This window comes from Siminovitchia sp. FSL W7-1587 (genome assembly GCF_037963795.1).
Classification (GTDB): Bacteria; Bacillota; Bacilli; order Bacillales; family Bacillaceae_C; genus Siminovitchia; species Siminovitchia thermophila.
Genome location: NZ_CP150169.1, coordinates 2535014 through 2554614, shown reverse-complemented (window position 1 = coordinate 2554614; position 19601 = coordinate 2535014). Strand labels below are relative to the sequence as shown.

The window sequence follows — 19601 nt, the reverse complement described above, 5'->3', positions numbered from 1 at the left end:
ACAAAGGGCTGAAAACCCTTTGTTTTTTTATGGGAGCTTATAATGGCCCTCATAAATGCTGTTCGCTTCCTCTTTTGAGACCCTGTACATTCTTTCGCCCTCCGTATGCAACACATTCTTTTCCACCAAAGCGAGCTTTGTTTTATAGCCGTCTGCAAACGTCAATTCTAATTCAACTTCATTTAACCAATTTACTTCTACGATCTGGTCCTTAAACAAGTCGTCCGACTCTTTCACCGCACAGGCAAGATAATCATTTGTAAGGTGGCATGCGGCCGCCTTGTCGGCGGTGAGCCAATACCCTTCTGCTGCTCCAACCGTTTTTGCCTTTAGTACGAACTGCTTTTTCTCCGCTCTGTCAGCTTCTGCCCTGGCTCTCGCTAGTTCTTCCGCTTCCTTTACTGCTGTCGCTTTTACTGCCCTCATTTCCGACAAACTTGTTTCTGCATCATGCTTTATATCTGAAAAAAACGGATGGCTCAAGTCTTGTTGTAAAATAGATTCGAGTATGGAAATGGATTCGTCATATCGTTCTGTTTGGAATGTTTTCTTGGCCTCTTCGTAACTCTCGGCATATTTCTTTTTTACCGCTTCCATATCAGCTATTTGTTTTCGTAGCTGTTTGGCATTTTTTACAAGACTGTCCGAACCATCTTTCATGTTAACCACTTGCTCAACTGATTTATTAGCGGCGTCCAATTTGCCTTCATCGAAAAACCTTTTGGCTTCTGTCATTTTTTGGGTCTGTTGAAACAGGATGGCAGCTTTTTCATCATTTTGCTTTTCATTTAAAGCATTCTTAAAAAAGTCAGTTGCAATCTCATAGTTTTCTTGTTTTATTTGCTCATGCCCTTGCTCCATCATTTCATCATATATTTTATGACTCTTTGTACAGCCGAAGATAAACAACATCATAAAGCTGATCATCGATACCGTGAGTATTGTCTTCATTACTACTTTAAACTCCCTCTGTCTTTTCACGGATAAAACCGCTAGTCTTATTGTAAATGGTTTTTTGATAATGTCGATAACAAAATTGGAATTTCATATTTTTTGAAGATAATGATAAGGAGGCGTTCATGGTGAAAGTAACCTTGGTAAAGGCTTTGGCGGCCGCGGGCGATCATACGAATATCCGGGAGATAAAGCGGGTGTATGGCGGGTCGATTAATGAAAGCTTTTTCGTAGAAACCAACAAGAACAAGTATTTTATCAAGTGTCACCCAAATTCCCCAAAGCATTTTTTCTCAATGGAGGCCAAGGGCTTACAGTACATAAAGGATACAGGAACCATTTCCGTACCCGATGTTTTGGCCTATTCTGATGAAAAGGAGGCGGCGTTTCTCGTTTTGGAATGGATTGAAGGACAGGAAACTGTAAATACTCAGACCCTGCTCGGCTGTCAATTGGCCGCCATGCATGAACATGCCGGGGAAAAACATGGCTTTTCTCAAGATACTTATATTGGTATACTGCCTCAGCCAAACGGACTTTACGACAATTGGCTCAAATATTATCGAGATCGGAGGCTGCGCGCCCAATTAGAGCTGGGAATGAAAAATAACGTCATTACGGGGAAGAGGCGAGAAAAAATGGACGAGCTGTTGAAGGGTCTGGGAAACTGGATTCCAGAAGATATTAAGCCGTCTTATTTGCACGGAGATTTATGGAACGGCAATTGGATGGCCGGACCCGGCGGCCGCCCATACCTTATTGATCCTTCCTTTCTTTTTGGCGACAGACATTTTGAAATCGCCTTTACGGAACTGTTTGGGGGCTTTTCACAAGAATTTTATCGTGCCTATAGCGACCGCTATCCATTAGATCCGCATTATCATGAAAGAAAGCCACTGTATCAGTTATACTATTTGCTTGTCCATCTCAACCTGTTTGGTGAAGTGTATGGAACACAGGTGGATAGGGTGTTAACACGTTATGTTGGATAATTCAAAAAGGCACTCTCACCAAATGAAAGTACCTTTTTGCATCCTTATAATGGAAAAAAGAACGGGATGGCAAACATCATGACAACAAACACGACGGCCATTAAAGGGATGCCGACTTTTACAAAATCGAACACTTTATAGCCTCCCGCCGTCATGACCATCGCATTTGTCGGAGAAGCAACCGGTGTGGCAAAAGCCATATTGGATGCCACTGCGACAGCAATTAAAAATGTATATGGGTTGGCATCAATCGTCAACGCCGCATTCATTGCAATAGGCGCAAATAAAATAGCGGTCGCCGTATTGCTAATAAATTGGCCAAAAATCATCGACAGCAAATATATGCCTGCAAATACACCGAGCGATCCGAATCCGCCCATCGTTTTAATGATGATTTCCGAAAGGATCAGCATTCCGCCGGTTTTTTCCAAAGCAGTCGCTATTGGCAACATGGCGGCGACAAGAACAATGGTCTCCCAATTGACTTGGCTATAGGCGTCATCCATATTGCGCAGGCACCCTGTCAAAATCATTAATACGGAGCCAATTAATACCGAAATAACAGTTGGAAACACTTCAAATACCATAAGAAAAACCATCAATAAAATAATACCGGCAGCGACAGGAGCCTTACCGCTTGCCGCCGCCTTTCTGGCATGTACTTGCGGCTGCCCGACAACGACAACGTCATTTGTTTCCTGCGCCAACAACTCAATGGAGTCCCAAGAACCTTGGACTAAAAGAGCATCCCCAAAGCGAAGACGCTGCTTGGATGGCTCTTTCAAAACAAATTGCCCTTGACGATTGATGCCCAAAATATTTAAATTGTATTTTTCTCTAAAGCCAATTCCCCTAATCGTTTGGTTAATGAATTTGGAGTGCGGGGTCAAAAGGACTTCTGCAATGCCTAATTGTTTGGATACAAGCTCATCTGCTTCAGATTGTTCTTCATCGATTGTCAATCCGAAATCTTTGACCATTTTTTCAATGTTTTCAAGTGAGCCTTGAACATATAACACATCTTTTGGTTGAATGACACTCGTCGGCCCAGCCATCTCTTGGTATCTGATTGGCAGAAGATTCAATCCTTCTTGGGATTTTCGGACAATTTTTAAAATGTATAGCTGATACGTTGCCGGTATTTTTAATTGAGACAGACGTTTGCCAATCATCACTGATTCTTCAGGCACTTGCACTTTATACAAGCGGCCCCCCAGCTGATAATCAACAGAGAGCTGTTTGGGCGAAAGCTGGTGTTCATCTTCGGAACCACCCCGCTTCTTCCCTTTCGGAAGCAGTTTATTGCGTACAAGGTATAAATACAAAATACCGGTAACGACGCCGACAAGCCCTACAGGTGTAATATCAAAAAAACCAAGCTTTTTATATCCATTTTCGACAAGTGTTTCACTGACAATCAAGTTTGCCGGGGAAGCGATCAATGTCAGCAAGCCGGAAAAACTGGCCACATATGAAAGTGGAATTAAAAACTTGGAAGGACTGCTGTGAATGCTAATGGCAATGCTGACAACGATCGGCAGCATGATCGCCACTGTTCCAGTGTTGCTCATAAATGTACCAATGAGCGCAACGATAACAAGCAGAATCACAAACAGCTTATTTTCACTTTTCCCCGCCGAACGGAGAACGAATTTGCTTGCCATCTGCGCGAGTCCGGTATGCAAAATACCCGCCCCGACAATAAATAAACCCGCGACCATGATCACAACGGAATTGGAAAAGCCGACAAGCGCTTCTGCGGGGCTCAATATTCCCGCCAATACAAACGCCAGCAAACCCATAACCGCCACGAGATCGGCCCGAATCAGGTTGGACATAAATAAAATAATCGTGATGCCTAAAATTACAAATGTCAATATAAGGTCCAAATTCATCTGAATCCTTTCTAAACATGTTTTACTACATACAGTACCCGCTTATTCATTTGGTCCGTATACTCTTTTCCGGATATCCGGCATATCCTTTTTCAGGACCCGTTTGCTTAATGTTACTTGCCAATTGGCAGAAAGAGCTTCACAGCGAGAAAGCTCCATTGCTTCTTCCATATTTTCTTTATCCTTGTGGATAATTGTATTGCATTTTTCGATTGTCCAATATGGATACGGGCGCTCCATTAACGTAAAGGATTGACCCGCTTCAACGTATCCTTCCTTTAATACACGGTAATACCAGCCAGTACGGCCTGTGTTCTGCAACAGCAAAGCCAAGTTTTTGATTTTAAATCGCCGGGCCGGCTTCCAGCAAGGCTGTCTTGGTTGGGATACTTGTATCACGGCATCACCAATTTCATAAATGTCGCCAATCGCCACATCTTCTTCTGTTTGATGCCTGATCGAAAAGTTTTCCCCCATTCCTCCAGGAAGCAACCCCGCATCAGGAAATTCACTGTTCCAATAGCCGTAGTGTTCCAGCGGATAGGCGAACACCGCTTTTTCCGGACCTCCATGATGCTTCAAATCCGCCTGGCCATCCCCTTGTAAATTTGTTTTTCCAAGCCAAACAGGGCGTTGAACAGGTTCTTTAAAGATACCGCTCCGCCACTCCCGATCCATCGGGTTTTCAGCATGTTTCTCGCCGATTGTTTTAGGTTGGCCAATAAAAACAGTTTTCAGAAATGCATCCACTTTGCAACTTCCACCTTATCCATTGAGATAATATTATTTTATCTCTCTTTGATCAAGATGCCAAACATAGAAAAGCAGGAAAGGGAATTCCTTAAATAAGGTAGATAACTTTCATTAGTTCAAATAAAAAAGAGCAGTAAATAACTGCTCAGGCTGTCAACAAATCTTCGAAAGCTTAGTCACGGCAAATCCATCCCCCCTTTGGGATTGACTTGTCTTTTTGGGGTTTACTATCCAATTTTCCATTTACTCGCGGCTTTTGAAAAATATTATCCACTTTTTCGATTTACTCGGGATTTTTGAAAAATACTATCCAATTTTTCGATTTACTCACGGCTTTTGAAAAATATTATCCACTTTTCCGATTTACTCACGGCTTTTGAAAAATACTATCCAATTTTCCATTTACTCACGGCTTTTGAAAAATTCTATCCACTTTTCTTATTTACTCATGGCTTTTGAAAAATACTGTCCGCTTTATCCATTTTCTCGCCGATTCCATGTTATTACTCGCTTTCCTCTCCATCATTTGCATGAATCAGAACACCTCTTCAACATCATCAAGATGATATTCATTGAGTATTCCTTTCAACCCACCGTACGGTATAACCCCTTTGCTAAATCAGCCACACGCTGCAATTTTTTAGGTTATATTGCAGTTTCGTTAACGGTTAGATTCCATATCAGACTTTGATTTATTTTTTGGTTACCAATATGAACTTATCGGAATGACAGACTAAAATGCAGGATTGCTTTTTATTCATCATCTGATCTTTTCTTTTTCAAAACCAATTGAATCACATGGGCCAATCCTTTATGAAGAGTGCCCTCTTTTCGATCCTGTTCGCCCCAGAAAAAGTGAACTACATGATGGCCTCCGATCCAATCCAGCACGTCCTTGGGGTCGTACAACATGTCGATTTCCCGTGGACCGCCCGTCCCATACCTGATTTGCTCTTTCGAGTACACTTCCAGCATCACCACACCGCCCGGTTTGACGACCTTGAGCATTTTCTTAAAAACTTCTTTTTGATCGCGACTCTGAAAGTGGCCAAACACCATGATTGCCGCATCAAACTGGCCTGCTTCAACTTCATACTCGAGCAAGTCGACTGTTTTAGTCTTTACAACGACACCGTGTTTTGCCGCCAGACTTTTCGTTTTTCGCAGACCACTTTCCGCATAATCCCAAGCTGTCACATCATGGCCTTCCCTTGCCAAAAAAACCGCGTTGCGCCCTTCACCTTCCGCAAAACAGACGACCGGCCCGCAAGCCCTCAATTGGCCGACATGTTCCCGAATAAATGCATTGGGTTCTTCTCCGTATACATATTCCTCTGTAGCAAACCGCTTATTCCACATATTTCCCATCGTTGTCCCTCCTCTAACACCACCTGAAAATTAAAAACCGTTCATGATCATTTTTTTCATATAAAAAGTCGACCCGAACCTCGTCTATAAGCTGAAATGGCGTGTAATTGATCACATAATGCACGTATTCAATGGAAGGATAGTACAAAATAAGATCAACTTTCCGCGGAGTTTGTGCCACCGACAAGCCAATATGATGAATGACATTCATGAAAATCTGCACAGAAAAGGGATTGAAAAAGAAAAAAACATTATCACTTGGATGTATGTCATATTCTTGCGCCAATAGACGCCGAAAATTAACGATACCTGCTTTTAGCTTCCCGTTTTTAATATAACTTGCTTGATTTTTGAGGGCAGATTCATACAATGAAGGGTTCATTTCCACACCTGTTGCCGAGACTTGAAAAAGATGGTGGGCGAAAAAAGCAACCCGCCCCTTGCCGCATCCCATATCAACGAAACAGTCACTTTTGGACAGCCTATAGCGGGAAAAAAGCTGTTCCAATGCCGCATAGGGTGTCGGCTCATAACGGTGATAATGAACATGGGCAGAGGGGCCTTCACAATCTCCGGTGGTTTTTATAGATAACAACTTATCATATTTGTAATCAATCATCATTAAGCTCCCCGTTCATTCAATGTTATGCTCTATTTCGGACAGCTCTTATATTTCTTTTATCAGTTCTTCCAGAGATGATTGATATGTGTGATAGTCCTCTTCCGAAAATAACGTCATGACTACTTTTCCGAATGGATGTTTTTTTAAAAAGCCGATAATCGTGCTTAAAGCGGTTTTTGAGGCGAGTTCAATGGGAAAACGGTACACTCCCGTTGAAATGGATGGAAAAGAAATGCTTTGCAGTCCTTTTTCACTCGCCAGGCCTAGTGCGTTTTTATAACAATTGGCGAGCAGCTCTTTTTCCTTCTGATCTCCTCCCTGCCAAACAGGACCCACCGTATGGATGACATATTGCGCCGGCAGGAGGTACCCTTTGGTGATGACCGCATCACCCGTTGGCAACATCTCTCCCTTCAAAACTTCTTTCCGAAGCCGTTTACACTCTTCCAGCAACTCGGGCCCAGCCGCTCGATGAATGGCTCCATCCACCCCGCCTCCGCCCAAAAGAGTGCCATTTGCCGCATTGACGATCGCATCCGTCTTCTGTTTAGTAATATCGCCTCTCATTAACGTAAGCGTGCTTCTATTGATTTCCACTTCCATTCGCACATCACCCCTTCACTTCATACTTTCATCATAGCGAGAATTGCCTATAAAGCAAAGATTATAGACTACTTTCCTGTTACTTTTTGAAAAACCATTTGCTGTCTGGACGTTCTCTTGGCGTAATATTCAAAATGAAATACGCGATGATCAGAATTAAAATCACAATGGAATAAAACAACGTATTTAATGGGTGATCATGATCAACAATGATCAAGCGGATCATGGCCGTGATGCCTATATAAAGAAAGTAGCGGAGGGGAAAATGATATTCTTCCTTAAAATACTTTACGATCATCGTAATAAACTCAAAATATAAGAAGAAGAGAAGGATATTGGCCAGAAAAAGTTTATAATCATTGCTTTCTTTTCGAATAAGAATTTGGCCGAAAATGATTAACTCCTGTATAAGTAAAACGGATAAAATGATGGCGAGGAAGACGAGTGAAATATTTAAAATAATTTGCAGTACTTTCGGGATCAATTGCACAAAAGAAATATTCTTTTTGATTTTGAACATGCGCTTCCTCCTTCAATAAAGTGACATTATTTTTTATGAAAAATCCTAGGGTACCCGCCTGGAGTGTATATATTTTCTTTCAGATCATGAACACTCCAACGACCGACTAAGGATTATGTTGCTCTACAATTCACGGTCGCCCATCCTCCTTTACAACTTTTATTTTAGCGATAGTACTCCGCATGTTTCAATTGAAAATCAAACATTTTTTGGAAATAGCAACCTGTATGACAGAAAACCAAATCCTGATTTTCCCTACACCACTTTTCAAATGAATCATAAAACCCTTTTTTAGAGAACTTCAAAAAACCTCTCGTAGTAATAAAGTCCTATTTTGTACGAAAGAGTTGACAAAGACACCTCTTTATATTAATTTTGCATTAGGGAAACTTTTTTGTGTATGTGCAATAATTAATGGGAAAGGGGAAATAGAAGTGCCATCATTCGCTTTACCGGAATTGAACTATGATTATGATGAACTCGAACCATTTATTGACGCCCGAACATTAGAAATCCATCACAGTAAACATCACGCTACATACGTCAATAACTTAAATACATTGTTGGCAGGCCATGAACATCTGCAAAATAAACCGATTGAGGATATCCTCAGCAACTTGGATTCCCTGCCCGAGGAAATACGGACAGGTGTCAGAAATAACGGCGGCGGGCATTACTGCCACAGCCTTTTTTGGGAAATCATGTGCCCAAAAGGAGGTGATGAACCAACAGGGGATATTGCTAAAGCCATCGAACATTACTTTAAAACCTTTGATAACTTCAAAGATAAGCTTTCCCAAGCAGCCATTTCCCGGTTTGGCAGTGGGTACGGCTGGCTTGTACTTGATGGTGAGGAGTTATCCATCATGAGTACTGCTAATCAGGACACGCCGTTAATGACCGGGAAAACACCGCTGCTTGTCATAGATGTTTGGGAACATGCTTATTATTTGAAGTATCAAAACAGACGACCGGAATTCGTCTCTAGTTGGTGGAACACTGTGAATTGGGATCAAGTGAATGAATTGTATTTGGAAGCGTTGAATAAAAGGTAATTGAGGCAAAGAAATATGCCATTAGCTCCCGGACTGGTGACCCGGGAGCTTTTTTTATGTTACTTAATTAATTAATGATTGCAGCGGTGCAGGAATACGCCCGCCCCGGCGGATAAGCTTCTCTGAGCTGTATTGGTTGACACCCAGTACTGGCGCCCGCCCAAGCAGTCCGCCAAATTCCACGATATCTCCTTCCCGCTTTCCCGGGACTGGAATGACGCGAACGGCTGTCGTTTTCTTATTAATCATACCGATCGCGGCTTCGTCCGCAATGATCGCAGCCAGCGTGGCAGGTGAAGCATCGCCGGATAAGGCAATCATATCGAGTCCAACCGAGCAAACACATGTCATGGCTTCCAGTTTGGATAAAGTGAGCGCCCGGTCTTCGATGCCCCGGATCATGCCCTCATCCTCACTCACCGGGATAAAAGCGCCGCTCAAACCGCCGACATAAGAACTCGCCATGGCCCCTCCTTTTTTTACTGCGTCATTCATTAAAGCGAGAGCCGCAATTGTCCCATGTGTTCCGACCCGCTCAAGGCCGATTTCTTCCAAAATATCGGCAACACTGTCATTCATGGCGTTCGTGGGAGCAAGTGACAAATCCATGATTCCGAACGGAACTTGGAGACGTTCTGCAACAACCCTGCCAAGCAGTTCGCCGGCTCGCGTGATTTTAAAAACCGTTTTCTTAATAATATCTGCCACTTCTCCAAGATCAGCCTCCGGATGGCGCCTTAAAGCATTTAACACGACGCCCGGGCCGCTGACTCCCACATTCAGCACAACTTCTCCTTCGCCCGCACCGTGAAAAGCACCCGCCATAAACGGATTATCCTCAACAGGATTACAAAAAACGACGAGCTTGGCACAGGCAATCCCGTTTCGATCCTTCGTCCTTTCCGCCGCTTCTTTTATAATCAAACCCATCTCGCGAACAGCATCCATATTAATGCCCGTTCTTGTTGTGGCAACAGAAATGGAAGAACAAACCCGCTCCGTTACGCTTAATGCCTCCGGGAGAGCGTCAAGCAGTGTTTGATCTCCTTTGGCAATGCCTTTATGAACGAGAGCAGAATAACCTCCGATAAAATCGACGCCAATTGTGGCGGCCGCTTTGTCCAATGTTTTGGCCAACTCCACCGCCTGCTCCTTCGTCGCATTGCCCAGCAACTCGGCAATTGGCGTGACGGAAATTCTCTTATTGACGATTGGAATACCGAATTCTTTTTCTGCCGCCTCCGCCGTGCTTTTTAAATTCCCGGCGTATTGTATGATTTTCTCATAAACCCGTTTGTTCATTTTTTCAAAATCAGAATCAGCACAATCCGACAGGCTGATTCCCATGGTGACGGTACGAATGTCCAAGTTTTCCATTTGGACCATCCGAATCGTTTCCATCATTTCGTTCAGCGCTATATTCATATACATTCTCCTTCTATATACGGTGCATCGACTGGAAAATCTCTTCCCGTTGAATATTAATTTGCTGTCCAATTTTCACGCCAAGTTCATCAAACTGTTTTTGCAAGCCTTCCAAATTTTCAATGCCCGTTACATCAACGACCATCATCATTGTAAAAAAATCTTGCAAAATGGTTTGCCGGATATCCAAAACGTTAATGTGGTGATCCGACAACACTTTCGTTACACTGGCAATAATCCCTACTTGATCTTTCCCAACCACGCTGACAACTGCGCGTCTTTTCTCCATGTTGTAATAGCCCCCTTCTTGAAATTGTAAACATAAAAAAAGATTGGATCTCTCCAATCTCCGAAAGTCAGTAGAATAACGTACATAAAAGTTCGTATGTTACTCTTCTGTCCTTTTGCCTGAGATTGTGAATCCTTCGGCGCCGCGTAAATCACGGTCTCTCCAGAAGCTGCTCCGGTTATAGTTTGATCCATAACCCTCATTGCTCATATTTTTGTCGATAAGTTATTTTAACAATCCGGCTCGTATTGAGTCAATAGCAGTTTTTAGAAACTTAGCACTCCCGTCTGATAATCGTGAAATAATAGCGCAAAGGACATTTCTTCTCATTCGCCTTTGCCATACCCTTCCGACTCGGATGATAACGCACTAGACCCGGGTTCCCGGCTTGGCCCAAATAAGATGCACCATGTTAAACCAGTGGCTTTCCACCTTGTCAATCTCGATTCCCGAAGCTTTTACAAGCTCCAGCATGTCACGATTATGATGACATCCGACCACACGGCAAAAAAGTGGATTGAAAGTCCTTTGGAATGTCGAAATCGCGACATGAGAGCTAATACCATGCTCCAATAATAAAATGTTCCCGTCAGGCTTACACCAACGCTGGATTTTTTGAAACATGCCGAGAGGATTTTCGTAACAACAAAATGAAAGCGTCGAAACAATGGTGTCGAACGATTCCTCATCAAAGCTCATTTTCTCGATGTCGGCACAAATAAAAACAGCATCCATGTGATGAGCGGCGGCCGCCACCCTGGCTTTGCGAAGCATCTCTTCACTAAAATCCGTCGCCGTCACCTTGACCCCTGAAGGATAGTAAGGAAAATTGGCTCCCGCCCCAACCGCCAGTTCAAGAACTTCTCCTTCGGCTTGACGAATCAACTCTTGGCGCCACCTTTTTAACGAAGCAGAATCCTTTCCCTTGGCATATCTTTTCGCTTGCCTGTCAAACAATCGAACCAGCTTCTCTTTTTTCACCATTCTTCCTCCTCGCTCCCGGCTTTATTAAAATATAACATGGTTCTGTAATATAGTGGCTTTTTTGTTTAGAACCTTGAAAATAGCGATTCCCAGGCTTGGTTACCAAGACATGTTCATGTTTTTTGGAAATATTTTGTAACCGAAAGTATATACAGATGAAATACGGCTGTCATATTCCCCTGTTATACTAAGACCTACGATTTAAAATAAAGGAGTTTTGCATGTTGAGAAAAATAGTCATATCTATGGTTACAGCATCTATTCTAGTATTAGGTTTTTCTGGAGCAGCTTCAGCGGCAACGGACACATATACAGTTAAAAAGGGAGATACACTTTGGGGTATCGGATTACAGCATAAGGTTTCCGTCAGCCAATTAAAAAGTTTGAACGGACTAACAAGTGACCTTATCATCCCGAATCAAGTATTAACGATTACGAATTCAAACGCGGCGGCGCCAGTCAATACAACAGAAAAGCCACAAGCACCTGTTCAGACTGCCAGTCCCGAAGCAACCGCGAATGAAACTACGAATGATACGACAAATGAAACTGCCAATAAAACAATCACAGTTACAGCGACGGCCTACACGGCCAGTTGCAAAGGATGTAGCGGCATTACCGCTACCGGCATTGATTTAATAAAAAACCCTAACGCCAAAGTCATCTCCGTTGATCCGAATGTCATACCTCTTGGGTCCAAAGTTCATGTAGAAGGATACGGAACTGCCGTTGCGGGAGATACTGGCGGCGCGATAAAAGGAAATAAAATTGACTTACACGTGCCTACTAATCAGGAAGCATTAAACTGGGGAGTCAGAACAGTTAAAGTAACAGTTTACGAGTAAACAGAGAATTAGGGGCTGTCTAAAAAGCTTCTAAAATAAATCAGTCGCAGAAAAACGCTTCTTATTTCTGCGACTGATTTTGCATTTTGACATATGTTTAAAACCCCAACATTTATATAGAGCCTTTATCAAAAAAATCGGAGCCCTAGACGGTCCCCGATTGAAATCATTCCATAATTTCCATTCCATTGTTTTTACAACATATACCACAAGTATCTCCACAGCTCATGACAGATTCCCGCAAATATCAAGGATCAAATTCCCCATTTTCTTGTAAGCACCATGTTTTATAAAGCCATATCAGTAAATGCATGAGGGGGACAAGACATAGCCATTACATTTGGGTGATCTTAACTTTTATCATAACGATGAACAACGCGCAGCCCGCCGGACGCCGAAATCACACTTCCTGTTATCAAATCGGAATCATCTTCACACAAAAAGGCAACAATGCGGGCAATATCTTCCCCTGTACCGGAACGCCCTATCGGGGTGTGCGTATCCCTCACTTTTCTTGCCGTTTCGATGTCTGCTTCTTTCATATCGCCGACAATATCTCCAGGGCAAACCATATTGGCAGTGATGCCAAACTCGGCTTCTTCCAACGCAATCGTCTTTGTTAAAGATACGAGTCCCACTTTTGCGGCACTGAATGCGGAGCGGTACTTCCATCCCGGAGATTGTTCAGCATCTTGAAATCCATATGTAACGATTCTGCCGAATCGCTGCTTGCGCATAACAGGAACCGTTAACTTGAGAAAATGAAAGGCGGCACTCAAGTTGCCATGAATCATTTCGTCCCACTCGTCATCTTTATAATCAACGAGCTTTTTCCGTTCAAATATGTAAGGACCGGCATTATTGATTAAATAATCGATTCGGCCAAAGCGTTCCAGTGCCTTCTTCACAATTCGTGCTATATCTTCTCTTTTCGTGACATCCCCTTGGACAAATTGCAGTTGCTCGGAAAAAGGCTCCCAATCCTTCTTTAATTCCTCCACTCTCGCCACATCACTTCGATAACTGACTGTGACGGAGCGGCCATCCCGAAGAAACCTTTCTGTGACTTGCCTTCCCAGTCCCTTTGAACCCGCAGTGATTACAGCATGCCTCATCATGTTCACCTCTATAAGCCTTTATCCATTTTTATCCTTCTCTTTTTATTATATACAAAAATAACTAGGGAACCATGTTTTAAAAGAGCAAATGTCTATAAATGCAAGTTCCGCCCGGAACAAGAGGCGGTGTTCTTACACCAAGGATGAACTAGTTTTTCCCCTCTTCGGCTGGTAAATCATCAGGATAAACAATTGTATCGAATACTTCCCCCGTATCCGCGTTTTTCAACGAGATGGTTACTTTGGCCTCCTCCGCAGACTCTCCAGAAAATACTTGGTAGTACAATCCGGACATGCCGAGTCCCAAAGCCGCAACACGGTCAAAGCTCTTTTCGTATTTCTCCTGATCCACACTAAGAGTGAACTCAGTAAACGACTTATTGTGGGTAATGTCTTTTATGGATGAAACATTTTCATCATTCTTCGTTTCTTCGATATATTCCTGAACACTTTTTTCCATTTCCTGCATCATTTTTTCATGTTCTTGCTTGGACATTTTGTAAGTGATTGATCCATCATCATTCTTTGTCACTTCTTTTACGCCTTTTGCCTTTGCTTCCTTTATGAGTTCGTCTGTATCTTTCTCTCCAATTAAAGATGCGGGAAGTGTGACTTCCACATTTCGTAATCCTTTCTCCACTTCCACACCTTTCTCCTCTTGCTCGGATTTTGCCGGCTCCGCCTTCTTTTTATCCGCTTCTTCCTTTCCGCAAGCTGAAACGATCACCATGACAAACACAAGAAATAGTACTGACACTAATTTTTTCAAAAAAATTCCTCCTAAAAGTTAAATAAAAAGTGATATTTTTACATTATATCAAATTTGATCTTCTCGTGTATTAGGGGTATTAAGCTAGGCGTTTTGTTTTGAATTTGCTTTTTGCGAAAAATTTATACACTGTCGTTTTACACTACAAGCCATGCTTTTTCGCAAGTCTGCTTGAGCTTCTTCACTTGCCATTGCGTACCTCGCGAGGCTCGTAACGCCTGGAGTCCCCTATTCGATTGATTACCTGATGGATATGTCAAATTCTGGGCAATTCTGAGATACTACTGGAAAATGGTCTTAAACTCATGTGGGACAATGCTTTTCTCACCCATTGAGACTGTCCGGTTGTTTGCCGACCTTTCCAGGCCACATACCAACTTTCCGGTTACATCCTTTAAATTGTATCTTGAATTTATTTTTTTACTTGCATATCACCGCAAGTCTTTTATATAAACCTTGAACGCCTGAATAAATAATTCCGGTGAAGTTTCAACAACATAAGAGAATATCCCCTGAACAGTGTGTAAAAAGAGCAGGCCCCCTTCACCGCCAACTTTCCGAAAAGATATATCAAGGACATCCTCTATAGGGAACCTTCGGTAGCGGGTAACAATACGGTTTCGATATAAGTATATTTGCCGGTGTTGAACAATATTTTTTTGTTCAAGATCCACGACCCTGGTAACTTTAATATAAGGTTGGATCGCAAGCAAATCCATCGACTCCCTCCTTTTATGTCCACTATCATTATACATGCATTTTCATATACAATAATATTTAGAAAAGCAAAGATGGTGATACCATGTTCAAGATTTTTCTCATAGAAGACGATGCATCCTTATTCAATGAGGTCAAAGACCGTTTGACACAATGGTCTTACGATGTGTACGGCGTAGAAGATTTTGGCCGGGTGCTTCAGGAATTTACTGCGATTAAACCTGATTTGGTCATTATTGATATCCAATTGCCGAAGTTTGACGGCTTTCATTGGTGTCGGTTGATTCGCTCTCATTCCAATGTGCCAATCATCTTTTTGTCATCAAGAGACCACCCTACGGACATGGTCATGTCCATGCAACTAGGTGCGGATGATTTTATCCAGAAACCTTTCCACTTTGATGTGCTGATTGCAAAAATACAGGCCATTCTCCGCCGTGTCTATAACTATAATACAGACACGTTGGATATGAAAAGCTGGTGCGGCGCCACAGTGGACTACGCGAAAAATACGGTTACCAATGAAAACGGGACAATTGAATTGACCAAAAATGAAATGTTTATCTTGAAAGTTCTCATTGAAAAGAAAAATACCATCGTCAGCCGGTCGGAATTGATCAAAAGCCTTTGGGATGATGAAAGATTTGTCAGCGACAATACACTGACCGTCAATGTAAACCGTTTAAGGAAAAGCCTCGAGACGATAGGCCTTGGCAAATTTATCGAAACAAAAGTCGGACAAGGTTATATGGCGAAAGAAGAGGAGCAGTAACATGATAAAAAAATTTTTGATCGAAAGATGTAGTTGGATCTTGTTATTTTTATTTACCCAACTCCTGTTTCTTTTTATCGCTTATATTGATTCAGCCATCCCGCTCGCGTCAGTAGGCTATATTATTTTTTTAACGGCCTTGATTTTCATCATCTTTCTGGCAGTCCGGTACAATATAGAAACACCTTTTTACAAAAGCCTGAAAGACTGGGAAGGCAGCCTTGATTTGGCGGGGATCGCGGAAGCGAGATCACCTTTTGAAAAAATAGTAAAAAACAGCCTGGCGGATCAAACAGCCAGACAGATGAAAATATATAGTAAAAATCGGCTGGCCCTCGAGCAGGAAAAAGATGAATTATTATCTTGGATTCATGAAGTGAAGACTCCCATGACAACCATGCACTTAATGATTGAACGGTTGGATGATGAAGAAGCGAAAGCGCGGCTGGCGTATGAATGGCTGAGAATCCATCTGTTGCTTGATCAGCAACTCCATCAAAAACGGATTTCGTTCATTGAAAACGATCTTCATGTTGGAAAAGTTCCCTTGGAGCCTTTGATTGTAAAAGAAATTAAAAATTTGCAGTCATGGTGTATGCAAAAAGGAATCGGATTTGAAGTGGACCTGCAAGTGGATGAAGTCCTGAGTGACGATAAATGGATGGCTTTTATCATAAGACAACTGTTAACAAACGCGGTAAAATACAGCGAAGCTTCCGAAATTATCATTCGCAGCAGGATGGAAAATGGTCAAACAGTCCTTGAAGTGCGGGACTACGGCCGAGGGATTGATCCGAAGGACCTTCCCCGCATCTTTGACAAAGGCTTTACCTCAACAACTCATCCAGACCAAGCCGCCACAGGAATGGGGCTGTATTTGGTGAAAAAAGCGGCAAAATCGTTATTGATTCAAATCGATGTAAAATCAAAGCCGGGAGCAGGGACGACATTCACCCTCATCTTTCCAAAACAAAACGAATTTGTGAGTCTCACAAGCATGTGACATGATTGTCACATGCTTTTATGATTTGTTCGGCGAGTCGAAGGAAAAAGACAGCCAATCCTTTTATGATAAAACATATCAAGTAAAGGAGTGAACAAGGTTGAGTATTCTAGACGCGCAAAAATCGGACAAAAGTGACAGAAATCAATTGAACAAGCAGGAAGTTTTAAAAGGAATAGATATTCAAGTGGAAAACGGAGATGTTGTCAGTATCATGAGCGCGTCAGGCTCGGGAAAAATGACATTGCTTAACGTCCTTTCTTCCATTGACAAAGTGAGCCGGGATACGATCAAAATTGATGGAAAAGACATCGTCGGCAGGAAGGAAAAACAAAGGGTCATCTTTATTAAAGACGGACAAATACATACGCAACTGAAAGGCGAAGAAGCGAGGCAGATGTTCCTGAAAGATATCATGAAAACCCAAGGTGTGTTGGGCGGTGTCCATGATGAACATTAATCAGCTCATTTTTCGCAACTTAAAAAAAAATATAAAGAATTATTACCTCTATGTGTTTGCTTTAATTTTCAGTGTGACCCTTTATTTCGCTTTTGTCACCTTGCAATATGACCCAGTAATAATCAAGGAGACAGCTTCCTCTTCCAAAGGCGTCGCCGGATTCAAGGCCGCATCTGTCTTGCTCGTGGCAATCGTAGCAGTCTTTCTCTTATATGCCAATATCCTGTTCATTAAAAGAAGAAGCAAAGAAATTGGATTGTTTCAGCTCATTGGCATGACAAAAAATAAGATTTTCCGGCTGTTGAGTGCCGAAAACGCCATTCTTTACTTCAGTTCTTTGGCGATCGGCATCTTTATCGGCTTTTCCGCTTCCAAGTTCATCATCATGATTTTATTTAAAATAACCGGTATCAATGCAATCGCCACCTTGCACTTTTCAACAAAAGCGTTGTTTCAGACAGTGCCTGTTTTTGTTGTTATTTATCTTTTCATCATGTTGATGAACTACTTGTTTATCAAAAAGCAAACGATCCTGTCGTTATTCCGGGTTCTTTCTTCAACGGAAGTAAAAATAAAGAAATTATCCAAACGCGATGCCTTCATCGGCGTACTCGGAATCGCGTTGATTATCATTGGCTATTATGTTTCAACGGAAATGTTTAGTGGTAAATTCGCTAAAGAATTAGCGTCCACCATGTTGTTTATTCTCGGCAGCGTCATTATCGGAACTTACCTTTTTTATAAAGGATCGGTCAGTTTCATCTTCCATCTCATTCGGAAAAAAAAGAACGGGTATCTGAATATAAACGAGGTACTGTCGCTTTCCTCCATCATGTTCCGAATGAAGTCAAATGCCTTGCTTTTGACTGTCATTACGACTGTTTCAGCACTGGCGATCGGCTTTCTCTCTCTTTCTTACATTTCTTACTGTTCGGTGGATAATTCGGTTCAAGACTATCCGGCTGATTTTACCTTTAAGAATGTAAAGGACGCAAATGAATTGAAAACCTCATTTAAAAAGAAGCAGATCGCATTCAGCGAAACAAAAATCAACGTTCTGCAAGTAGAAGCCAATGTAAAGGATATTCTGGACAACCAGGATGGCGGGAATTCCGATACAATGGTATTGGCTGTCGTCAGTGACAAAGATGTTAAGGGTGTGGATGTTTCTTCTGACGAGACGGTGTTTAGCGGCCCATCAAACGATGTGGACATACCTTTGAAAGAAGGCGGGAAAATGAAGTGGAAAACGCAAAATAAAACCATTTCCCAAACGTTAAAAGGCTTGCAGGAGGAGTCCATTATTTCCATAGACTTTACCGCTTTAAATGATATTAAGCTGGCTGCCATTGTAGACGATACTGTATTTCACCATATGAAGCAGCATCTAAATCCAGATATTCAAATAAAACCGTATTATATCGGAATAGACATTCAAGACCAAAAAGAGATACAAAAAGCGAACCACATTTTTAAACAACTTGGCTTTCATAAAACCGATGCTATCTCGCGTTATGAAATAAACAAATTTGCCAAACAATATTTTGGGATGCTCATGTTTATCGTCGGGTTTTTAGGACTTACCTTTTTGATTACTTCAGGCTGTATCCTTTACTTCAAGCAAATGGATGAAAGTGAAGATGAAAAGCCAAACTACACCATCTTGAGAAAGCTCGGGTTTTCACAAAGAGACTTGCTACGGGGCATTCAGGCAAAACAATTGTTCAACTTCGGCATTCCGCTTGGAATTGGATTGCTTCACGGCTATTTCGCCGTCAAGTCCGGCTGGTTCTACTTCGGAACCGAATTATGGACACCCATGTTTATCGTCATGGGGCTATATACTGCGCTGTACTCCATTTTCGGCCTGCTCTCCGTCCTTTATTATAAAAAGGTCATTCAAGATGCGTTGTAAAAAGCTTCGGGCATTTTTAGCCCGGAGTTTTTTTATGATTAGGATAAAATTCAGATAAAAACAGAACAATACGATCAATACAATATTCTCATCTTCGACATTTGAATCACATTCCGACTTAGTCCTCTAACAGGATACGGTGGTGAAAAAATACATTTCATTTACCAATCATTTTGGGTTTATTAAGATTTATCCCGCATGTAAGGTGCCATATATACCCCTTCAAGACCGGAGTTGATCCAAAAGGTCTAAGTGGGAGAAAACGGCACCTACTATGCACGATTCGTTCAACTAACATTCAGTAGGAGCCCTACTGAATGAAGTTTCACTTTATGGGGAAAACAGCGGTTGCCGAAATGACAGGGTTCGAACTTTTGCCCGTGATCACTCACTATGGCAACATCAATCATAGCCGGGAACAGGAACGACATTCCTCTAACGAATTTGAGAATCTCATTCGCATGTGACATGATTGTCACATGCTTTTATCATTTGTTCGCCGAATCGAAGGAAAAAGATATCCAATCCTTTTATGATAAATA

Annotated in this window: 21 protein-coding genes and 1 riboswitch; of the genes, 8 read left to right on the top strand and 13 right to left on the bottom strand. The window is 42.1% G+C overall.

Annotated elements, in window-relative coordinates:
- Positions 1-27: 27 nt before the first annotated feature.
- Positions 28-951 (bottom strand): hypothetical protein, encoded by a 924-nt coding sequence (locus tag NST31_RS12015; protein WP_339160815.1) that lies wholly within the window; start codon positions 949-951, stop codon positions 28-30.
- A gap of 128 nt (positions 952-1079) precedes the next feature.
- Here NST31_RS12015 and NST31_RS12010 point away from each other — a divergent pair, with 128 nt between their 5' ends.
- Positions 1080-1946: a fructosamine kinase family protein gene (locus NST31_RS12010; protein WP_339160812.1), complete on the top strand. Its 867-nt coding sequence runs from the start codon at positions 1080-1082 to the stop codon at positions 1944-1946.
- Between the two features lie 44 nt (positions 1947-1990).
- Here the strand turns inward: NST31_RS12010 and NST31_RS12005 are convergent, their stop codons facing one another.
- The 6 genes from NST31_RS12005 to psiE all read right to left on the bottom strand — a co-directional run bounded on the left by NST31_RS12005 (position 1991) and on the right by psiE (position 7707).
- Positions 1991-3841 carry an SLC13 family permease gene (locus NST31_RS12005; RefSeq protein ID WP_339160810.1) on the bottom strand — a complete coding sequence of 617 codons (1851 nt, stop codon included), beginning with the start codon at positions 3839-3841 and terminating at the stop codon, positions 1991-1993.
- A 42-nt stretch (positions 3842-3883) separates the two neighbouring features.
- Positions 3884-4591: an MOSC domain-containing protein gene (locus NST31_RS12000; protein ID WP_339160809.1), complete on the bottom strand. Its 708-nt coding sequence runs from the start codon at positions 4589-4591 to the stop codon at positions 3884-3886.
- 756 nt (positions 4592-5347) lie between these two features.
- Positions 5348-5962, bottom strand: a complete 615-nt coding sequence (locus NST31_RS11995; RefSeq protein WP_077112487.1) for a class I SAM-dependent methyltransferase — start codon at positions 5960-5962, stop codon at positions 5348-5350.
- Between the two features lie 13 nt (positions 5963-5975).
- Complete coding sequence (locus NST31_RS11990; protein WP_339165538.1) at positions 5976-6581, bottom strand: SAM-dependent methyltransferase; 606 nt, start codon at positions 6579-6581, stop codon at positions 5976-5978.
- Between the two features lie 48 nt (positions 6582-6629).
- Positions 6630-7187, bottom strand: a complete 558-nt coding sequence (locus NST31_RS11985; RefSeq protein WP_339160806.1) for an O-acetyl-ADP-ribose deacetylase — start codon at positions 7185-7187, stop codon at positions 6630-6632.
- A 79-nt stretch (positions 7188-7266) separates the two neighbouring features.
- Complete coding sequence (gene psiE / locus NST31_RS11980) at positions 7267-7707, bottom strand: phosphate-starvation-inducible protein PsiE (protein ID WP_077112493.1); 441 nt, start codon at positions 7705-7707, stop codon at positions 7267-7269.
- 434 nt (positions 7708-8141) lie between these two features.
- Here psiE and NST31_RS11975 point away from each other — a divergent pair, with 434 nt between their 5' ends.
- A complete protein-coding gene (locus tag NST31_RS11975; protein WP_339160802.1) occupies positions 8142-8762 on the top strand; it encodes a superoxide dismutase in 621 nt (206 codons plus the stop codon).
- 63 nt (positions 8763-8825) lie between these two features.
- Here the strand turns inward: NST31_RS11975 and NST31_RS11970 are convergent, their stop codons facing one another.
- The 3 genes from NST31_RS11970 to NST31_RS11960 all read right to left on the bottom strand — a co-directional run bounded on the left by NST31_RS11970 (position 8826) and on the right by NST31_RS11960 (position 11460).
- Complete coding sequence (locus tag NST31_RS11970) at positions 8826-10187, bottom strand: PFL family protein (protein WP_339160799.1); 1362 nt, start codon at positions 10185-10187, stop codon at positions 8826-8828.
- Positions 10188-10200: 13 nt separating this feature from the next.
- A complete protein-coding gene (locus tag NST31_RS11965; RefSeq protein WP_077112499.1) occupies positions 10201-10476 on the bottom strand; it encodes an ACT domain-containing protein in 276 nt (91 codons plus the stop codon).
- A 97-nt stretch (positions 10477-10573) separates the two neighbouring features.
- A riboswitch (glycine riboswitch) is annotated at positions 10574-10652 on the bottom strand.
- 193 nt (positions 10653-10845) lie between these two features.
- Positions 10846-11460, bottom strand: coding sequence for a class I SAM-dependent methyltransferase (locus NST31_RS11960; protein ID WP_339160795.1), 615 nt, complete (start codon positions 11458-11460; stop codon positions 10846-10848).
- 224 nt (positions 11461-11684) lie between these two features.
- Between NST31_RS11960 and NST31_RS11955 the strand changes: the two genes are divergently transcribed.
- Complete coding sequence (locus tag NST31_RS11955) at positions 11685-12305, top strand: 3D domain-containing protein (RefSeq protein ID WP_339165537.1); 621 nt, start codon at positions 11685-11687, stop codon at positions 12303-12305.
- A 350-nt stretch (positions 12306-12655) separates the two neighbouring features.
- Here NST31_RS11955 and NST31_RS11950 read toward each other — a convergent pair whose 3' ends face one another.
- The 3 genes from NST31_RS11950 to NST31_RS11940 form a co-directional block, all read right to left on the bottom strand.
- Positions 12656-13420 carry an SDR family oxidoreductase gene (locus tag NST31_RS11950; RefSeq protein WP_077112502.1) on the bottom strand — a complete coding sequence of 255 codons (765 nt, stop codon included), beginning with the start codon at positions 13418-13420 and terminating at the stop codon, positions 12656-12658.
- 151 nt (positions 13421-13571) lie between these two features.
- Positions 13572-14192, bottom strand: coding sequence for a hypothetical protein (locus NST31_RS11945; RefSeq protein WP_083717607.1), 621 nt, complete (start codon positions 14190-14192; stop codon positions 13572-13574).
- A 431-nt stretch (positions 14193-14623) separates the two neighbouring features.
- On the bottom strand, positions 14624-14911 hold the full coding sequence (locus NST31_RS11940; RefSeq protein ID WP_077112506.1) for a hypothetical protein: 288 nt from the start codon (positions 14909-14911) through the stop codon (positions 14624-14626).
- A gap of 83 nt (positions 14912-14994) precedes the next feature.
- Here NST31_RS11940 and NST31_RS11935 point away from each other — a divergent pair, with 83 nt between their 5' ends.
- The 5 genes from NST31_RS11935 (at position 14995) to NST31_RS11915 (ending at position 19526) form a co-directional block, all read left to right on the top strand.
- Positions 14995-15681, top strand: a complete 687-nt coding sequence (locus NST31_RS11935; protein ID WP_077112508.1) for a response regulator transcription factor — start codon at positions 14995-14997, stop codon at positions 15679-15681.
- A 1-nt stretch (position 15682) separates the two neighbouring features.
- On the top strand, positions 15683-16684 hold the full coding sequence (locus tag NST31_RS11930) for a sensor histidine kinase (protein WP_077112510.1): 1002 nt from the start codon (positions 15683-15685) through the stop codon (positions 16682-16684).
- Between the two features lie 100 nt (positions 16685-16784).
- A complete protein-coding gene (locus tag NST31_RS11925; RefSeq protein ID WP_077112512.1) occupies positions 16785-17144 on the top strand; it encodes an ATP-binding cassette domain-containing protein in 360 nt (119 codons plus the stop codon).
- Positions 17134-19059, top strand: a complete 1926-nt coding sequence (locus NST31_RS11920) for an ABC transporter permease (protein WP_339165535.1) — start codon at positions 17134-17136, stop codon at positions 19057-19059. The genes NST31_RS11925 and NST31_RS11920 overlap by 11 nt, the downstream gene beginning before the upstream one ends.
- Before the next feature lie 317 nt (positions 19060-19376).
- Positions 19377-19526, top strand: a complete 150-nt coding sequence (locus tag NST31_RS11915; protein WP_171973937.1) for a hypothetical protein — start codon at positions 19377-19379, stop codon at positions 19524-19526.
- Positions 19527-19601: the final 75 nt, after the last annotated feature.

Excerpts from the sequence above, each read along its gene's own strand:
- NST31_RS12015 (WP_339160815.1), bottom strand. The coding sequence starts at position 951 with ATGAAGACAATACTCACGGTATCGATGATCAGCTTTATGATGTTGTTT.
- NST31_RS11970 (WP_339160799.1), bottom strand. The coding sequence starts at position 10,187 with ATGAATATAGCGCTGAACGAAATGATGGAAACGATTCGGATGGTCCAA.
- NST31_RS11940 (WP_077112506.1), bottom strand. The coding sequence starts at position 14,911 with ATGGATTTGCTTGCGATCCAACCTTATATTAAAGTTACCAGGGTCGTG.
- NST31_RS11915 (WP_171973937.1), top strand. The coding sequence starts at position 19,377 with ATGAAGTTTCACTTTATGGGGAAAACAGCGGTTGCCGAAATGACAGGG.
- NST31_RS11920 (WP_339165535.1), top strand. The coding sequence starts at position 17,134 with ATGAACATTAATCAGCTCATTTTTCGCAACTTAAAAAAAAATATAAAG.
- NST31_RS12010 (WP_339160812.1), top strand. The coding sequence starts at position 1,080 with ATGGTGAAAGTAACCTTGGTAAAGGCTTTGGCGGCCGCGGGCGATCAT.
- NST31_RS11985 (WP_339160806.1), bottom strand. The coding sequence starts at position 7,187 with ATGGAAGTGGAAATCAATAGAAGCACGCTTACGTTAATGAGAGGCGAT.
- NST31_RS11930 (WP_077112510.1), top strand. The coding sequence starts at position 15,683 with ATGATAAAAAAATTTTTGATCGAAAGATGTAGTTGGATCTTGTTATTT.
- NST31_RS11990 (WP_339165538.1), bottom strand. The coding sequence starts at position 6,581 with ATGATTGATTACAAATATGATAAGTTGTTATCTATAAAAACCACCGGA.
- NST31_RS11950 (WP_077112502.1), bottom strand. The coding sequence starts at position 13,420 with ATGAGGCATGCTGTAATCACTGCGGGTTCAAAGGGACTGGGAAGGCAA.
- NST31_RS11935 (WP_077112508.1), top strand. The coding sequence starts at position 14,995 with ATGTTCAAGATTTTTCTCATAGAAGACGATGCATCCTTATTCAATGAG.
- NST31_RS11960 (WP_339160795.1), bottom strand. The coding sequence starts at position 11,460 with ATGGTGAAAAAAGAGAAGCTGGTTCGATTGTTTGACAGGCAAGCGAAA.
- NST31_RS12005 (WP_339160810.1), bottom strand. The coding sequence starts at position 3,841 with ATGAATTTGGACCTTATATTGACATTTGTAATTTTAGGCATCACGATT.
- psiE (WP_077112493.1), bottom strand. The coding sequence starts at position 7,707 with ATGTTCAAAATCAAAAAGAATATTTCTTTTGTGCAATTGATCCCGAAA.
- NST31_RS11965 (WP_077112499.1), bottom strand. The coding sequence starts at position 10,476 with ATGGAGAAAAGACGCGCAGTTGTCAGCGTGGTTGGGAAAGATCAAGTA.
- NST31_RS11995 (WP_077112487.1), bottom strand. The coding sequence starts at position 5,962 with ATGGGAAATATGTGGAATAAGCGGTTTGCTACAGAGGAATATGTATAC.